Source organism: Klenkia sesuvii (assembly GCF_037083825.1).
Taxonomy (GTDB): Bacteria; Actinomycetota; Actinomycetes; order Mycobacteriales; family Geodermatophilaceae; genus Klenkia; species Klenkia sesuvii.
In genome coordinates this window covers 1-4,969 of record NZ_JBAPLU010000044.1, presented here as the reverse complement: position 1 = coordinate 4,969, position 4,969 = coordinate 1, and the positions used below count along the sequence as shown (strand labels likewise).

Below are 4,969 nucleotides of genomic sequence, written 5' to 3'. Positions count from 1 at the left end.
CCCCCGCCCCCGCCGTGCGCCCCGCTGATGATCACGGAGCTGTGCGTGCGCCACGCCGCGACGAGGTGTCCCCCGGTCCGTGATCGCGGTGCAGTGCCGCACGGTGCGCGAGCGGCTCCACGGCCGCATCGAGGCCCTCGACCAGGCGTTGCGCACGGAGATGCTGCGGGAGCCGCTGCCCCGTGAGGCTCCTCGCCGACCCGGGACCGTCCGCGTCACCTGGACCTGCAGCCCGCCCTCACCGTCGTCGTGCCCGACTGACCGGTCCCGGGCCGACCGGTGCTGTCCTCCGTCCGCCGCTGCGCAGTGCCCGGGCCACGCCGTCTGGCAGGGTCGCCGGGGTGTCCGTGACCGTGCGCCCGATGACCGCCGACGACCTCGCCGAGGCCTGGACGTTGGGCCGGTGGGCCTTCGGCGGCCCGGCCGAGGCGCCGCCCCGGGCGATGGTGGCGATCCCCGAGGTTCACCGCTGGGGGGCCTACGACGCCTCCGGCCGGCTGCTGGGCAAGGTCACCGACCACGAGGAGCACTCGTGGTGGGGTGGCCGGCCGGTGCCGGCCGCCGACGTCAGCGGGGTCGCCGTCGCCCCCGAGGCGCGGCGGGGTGGTCTGGCCCGGCGGTTGCTCACCGAGGCCCTGGCCGCCGCCCGCGACCGGGGGGCCGCGGTCAGCGCGCTCTACCCGACGGTGTCCGCGGCCTACCGGTCGCTGGGCTGGGCGGTCACCGGGGTGCTGGGCTCCGCCGTCCTGGACACCGCCGCGCTGCCCGCCGCCCGCGAACCCGGTGTCGTGCTGCGGCCGGGCACCCCGGCCGACCGCCCGCTCGTCGTCGACCTGTACGAGCAGGTGGCCCGCGGGTTCGACGGACCGCTGACCCGGCGCGGCGGGCGGTGGGAGCTGGACCCGACCGCGGAGCAGCCGCTCGGCGACGGCGTCGACCTGCTCACCGTCGCCGAGGAGGACGGCCGCGTCACCGGTGCGCTGGGCTACGAGCGCGGCCGGGGCTACGGGGCCGACGCGGCCCTGGACGTCAGCGACCTGCTGGCCACCACGCCCACCGCCGCCCGCGCCCTGGTCGACGTCCTCGCCGGCTGGCGCACCGTCACCCGTACCGTCGACGTCCCGGTGCTGCTCGGCGACGCCGTCTCGCAGGTGCTGCCGCTCGAGCGGGCGACCGCCCGCGGCGCCAAGGCGTTCATGCACCGCCTCGTCGACGTCGAGCGCGCGGTCGCCGCCCGTGGGTGGCCGCGGCACGTGCGGGGCGCGGTGACCCTGGGCGTGGTCGACGACGTGGCCCCCTGGAACACGGGCACCTGGCGGGTCGAGCTCGACGGCGGCGCGGGCGAGGCGACCCGGACCACCGGCGACGCCGACCTCGTCGTCGCGGCGGGCGGGCTGGCCCTGCTGTGGACCGGGGCCGCCGGTGGGCGGTCGGCCGCCGCGGCCGGGCTGGTCAGCGGTCCGGGTGACCCGGCGGCGCTGGACCTGCTCGCCTGCGGTCGCGCACCGCAGCTGCTCGACTACTTCTGACCCGGTACGCATGCCCGTTGTGCACGATGGGCATGGACCCGGTCATGGCTTCCGTCCCCACCATCACCCTGAACAACGGTGTCGAGATCCCCCAGCTGGGCTTCGGCACCTACCAGATCGAGCCCGAGAACACCCGGGAGGCCGTGCGCACCGCCCTCGAGGTCGGCTACCGGCACGTCGACACCGCCGAGATGTACGGCAACGAGAAGGAGGTCGGCGAGGGCTTCCGCGACTCCGGGCTGTCCCGCGACGACGTCTTCATCACCTCGAAGCTGAACAACGGCTTCCACGCCCACGACGACGCGCTGAAGGCGATCGACCAGACCCTGGCCGACTTGCAGATGGACCGCGTCGACCTCTTCCTGGTGCACTGGCCGCTGCCGGGCATCGACGTCGACTTCGTCGAGACCTGGAAGGCGATGGAGCAGCTGTACCGCGACGGCAAGGCCCGCGCGATCGGCGTCTCCAACTTCCAGGCCCACCACCTGAACAAGCTGCGGGACCAGACCGACATCACCCCGGCGGTCAACCAGATCGAGGTGCACCCCTACCTCACCCAGGACGAGCTGCGCGCCTACAACGCCGAGCGCGGCATCCACACCGAGGCCTGGTCGCCGATCGCCCAGGGCAAGGTGCTCGACGACCCCGCCATCGTGCGCGTCGCCGAGCGGCACGACCGCACCCCGGCGCAGGTCACGCTGCGGTGGGCCATCCAACGCGGTGACATCGTCTTCCCGAAGTCGGTCACCCGCAGCCGGGTCGAGGAGAACTTCGCGCTCTTCGACTTCGAGCTCAGCGAGGACGACATCACCGACATCACCTCGCTGAACCGCGACGAGCGCACCGGCCCCGACCCGGACACCTTCAACTACATCCCGTGACATCGCGATCCTCCGGATCGCACCGCGGCCAACGGCCGTTCCCCCGTTGAGCTGAGCACCCTCGACGTCCCCGGTCGGGAGGCCTCCGGCCCCCGCGACCGGGGACGTCCGTGCTCTGTCGGGTCCCCGGCTTCCCCGGGTTCGTCCTACTCCGTGGTGACGAAGTCGATCAGTTCCTCTACCCGGCCGATCAGGGCTGGTTCGAGGTCGGTCCAGGTGCGGACTCTCGCCAGGATGCGCTGGGCCCAGACGTAGCCGGTGTCGTCCTCCCAGCCCAACCGGCGGCACACGCCGGTCTTCCAGTCCTCGCCCTTGGGCACGGTCGGCCAGGCCCTGATCCCCACCACCGAGGGCTTGACGGCCTGCCAGATGTCGATGAACGGGTGGCCGACCACCAGCGCGTGCGCCCCGGTGACCTGCGCGGCGATCCGCGACTCCTTGGACCCGGTCACCAGGTGGTCGACCAGCACGCCCAGCCGGCGCCCCGACGACGGCCGGAACTCGCGCACGATGCCCGGCAGGTCGTCCACCCCGTGCAGCGGCTCGACCACGACGCCCTCGATGCGCAGGTCGTGGCCCCAGACCTTCTCCACCAGCTCGGCGTCGTGCTTGCCCTCGACGTAGACCCGGCCCTCGCGGGCGACCCGGGCACGGGCCCCGGCGACGTAGGTCGAGCCCGACGCGCTGCGGGTGGGGGCCGCGGGCGCGGCGGCCCGCGGCCGGACCAGCGTCACCGGCCGGCCGTCGACCCAGAAGCCGGGCCCCAGCGGGTAGCCCTTCACCCGGCCGAAGCGGTCCTCGAGGTGGACGACGTCCTTCTCGCAGCGCACGACGGCGCCGACGAAGCCGGAGCTCGGGTCCTCGACGACGAGGTCCTGAGTGGCCTCGACCTGCACCGGTGGCTTCTTGACGGTGCGCGGGTGCACCAGGTTGTCGTACTGCGAGCGGGGAGGCACCCGGCCACGCTAGGCAGGCGCGCGGCCGGGCCCGGGGCGCCACGCCGCACCCACTCGTGACGGACCGGTCCGCAGCCGGCCGGCGCGCAGGTCGGCGACGCACGCCGCCCACGGGCTGGCCGGGTCCTTCGGCCGGCGGGTGTGCCCGCGCAGGGGTGTGGCCCGGCCCCGTCGTCCGGCCCGCCCGCGCCACCAGTCGGCCAGCAGCTGCGCCTGCTGCTCCAGGCCGTACTCAGCGAGCGGGCGCACGGGGAAGTCGTAGGCGTAGGCGTCGCGCCCCAGCGTGTGCCGCACCTGCTCGGCCACGGCCCGGCTGGTGAACGCCCGGGGGCCTGCCGCGCGCAGCTGGCAGGTGTGCACCAGCTCGTGCAGGAAGGTGTGCGGGTCGGCGGCGACGGGGTCGTCGTAGAGCTCGGGGCCCAGGTTGACGGTGATGGCGCCGTCCCAGCGCGGGACGACGAACGGACGCCGGCCGGCGCCGATCGTGTCGGTCAGCACCAGCCGGTGCCGGGGCGGCAGTGCGTCGCCGAACAGCTCGTCGGAGGCCCAGGCGTGCTCGGCGGCGGTCATCGTGCGCTCCCGGACGCCGAGGGCGGCCACCCCCGAGACGAGCACGGCGAGCAGCGAGTTCTCCGGCCCGGCGCCCCACAGCAGGCCGCCGGCGACGCGTGCCCCGGCCGACGCCGAGCCGGTGGTGACCACCGAGCCCGCCGCCAGGCCCGCACCGAGCACCGCGCCGGCCGGGTGCAGCGACGTCCCCAGGACCCATGCGGCGGCGGCCGGGAGGGGCGTGCGGGGCTCCACCCGTGCAGCCTGGCACGGGCGGTCGGGTCGCCCGGCCCGGGCGCGCACGCGCCGGCGGTCGGGTCGCCCGGCCTGGGCGCGCACGCGCCGAGCCGCTGCGCCGCCGTACGGGTCCCGGGCCGAGAGGGGCAGCATGCGCGCGCAGCTGGCGCGTGGTGCGTGCTGGTGCGGGGACGCGGTGGCGGACACCCGCTTGGGTGCGCAGTGGTGGCACGGGCGCGCGGTGGTGGGAGGGATGCGCGGTGGTGGGAGGGATGCGCAGTGGTGGCGGGGATGCGCAGAGGCGGCCGCCAGCGTCCCGACGAGGTCCACCCGGGTGGGGGTGGCACTCAGTGCCACGACGAGGCATGCTGTGGTGCACCGCACAGTCGCCACTGGAGGACACGCATGGGCAACCCCTGGTTCGAGACCGTCGCCGAGGCCCAGCGCAGGGCCAAGCGCCGGCTGCCGAAGTCGGTGTACGGCGCGCTGATCGCCGGGTCCGAGCGCGGGTGGACCGTCGAGGACAACACGCGCGCCTACGCCGAGCTGGGGTTCGCCCCGCACGTGGCCGGGCTGCAGGGCGAGCGCGACCTGTCCACCACGGTGATGGGCCAGCCGCTGTCGATGCCGGTGATGATCTCCCCGACCGGGGTGCAGGCCGTGCACCCCGACGGCGAGGTCGCCGTCGCGCGGGCCGCCGCCGCCCGCGGCATCGCGATGGGGCTGTCCTCCTTCGCCTCCAAGGCGGTGGAGGAGGTCGCGGCGGCCAGCCCGCAGACGTTCTTCCAGATGTACTGGGTGGGTTCGCGCGACGTGC

Annotated in this window: 5 protein-coding genes; 3 read left to right on the top strand and 2 right to left on the bottom strand. The window is 75.1% G+C overall.

Features of this window, described 5'->3' with window-relative positions:
* Positions 1-362: 362 nt before the first annotated feature.
* The gene (locus TEK04_RS21095; RefSeq protein WP_336406343.1) at positions 363-1,529 is read left to right on the top strand and encodes a GNAT family N-acetyltransferase; all 1,167 of its coding nucleotides are present in this window, start codon (positions 363-365) and stop codon (positions 1,527-1,529) included.
* 44 nt (positions 1,530-1,573) lie between these two features.
* A complete protein-coding gene (locus TEK04_RS21090) occupies positions 1,574-2,410 on the top strand; it encodes an aldo/keto reductase (protein ID WP_336406342.1) in 837 nt (278 codons plus the stop codon).
* 146 nt (positions 2,411-2,556) lie between these two features.
* On the opposite strand, the gene TEK04_RS21085 is transcribed toward TEK04_RS21090, so the two are convergent.
* The gene (locus TEK04_RS21085; RefSeq protein ID WP_336406341.1) at positions 2,557-3,366 is read right to left on the bottom strand and encodes a DUF3097 domain-containing protein; all 810 of its coding nucleotides are present in this window, start codon (positions 3,364-3,366) and stop codon (positions 2,557-2,559) included.
* A gap of 9 nt (positions 3,367-3,375) precedes the next feature.
* Positions 3,376-4,170: a hypothetical protein gene (locus tag TEK04_RS21080; protein ID WP_336406340.1), complete on the bottom strand. Its 795-nt coding sequence runs from the start codon at positions 4,168-4,170 to the stop codon at positions 3,376-3,378.
* Positions 4,171-4,557: 387 nt separating this feature from the next.
* On the opposite strand from TEK04_RS21080, the gene TEK04_RS21075 reads away from it, so the two are divergent.
* A partial coding sequence (locus TEK04_RS21075) for an alpha-hydroxy-acid oxidizing protein (protein WP_336406339.1) occupies positions 4,558-4,969 on the top strand: 412 nt, incomplete at its 3' end.

What these genes read in the sequence shown, in the direction of transcription:
- TEK04_RS21095 (WP_336406343.1), top strand. Translation starts at nt 363, where the DNA reads ATGACCGCCGACGACCTCGCCGAGGCCTGGACGTTGGGCCGGTGGGCC.
- TEK04_RS21090 (WP_336406342.1), top strand. Translation starts at nt 1,574, where the DNA reads ATGGCTTCCGTCCCCACCATCACCCTGAACAACGGTGTCGAGATCCCC.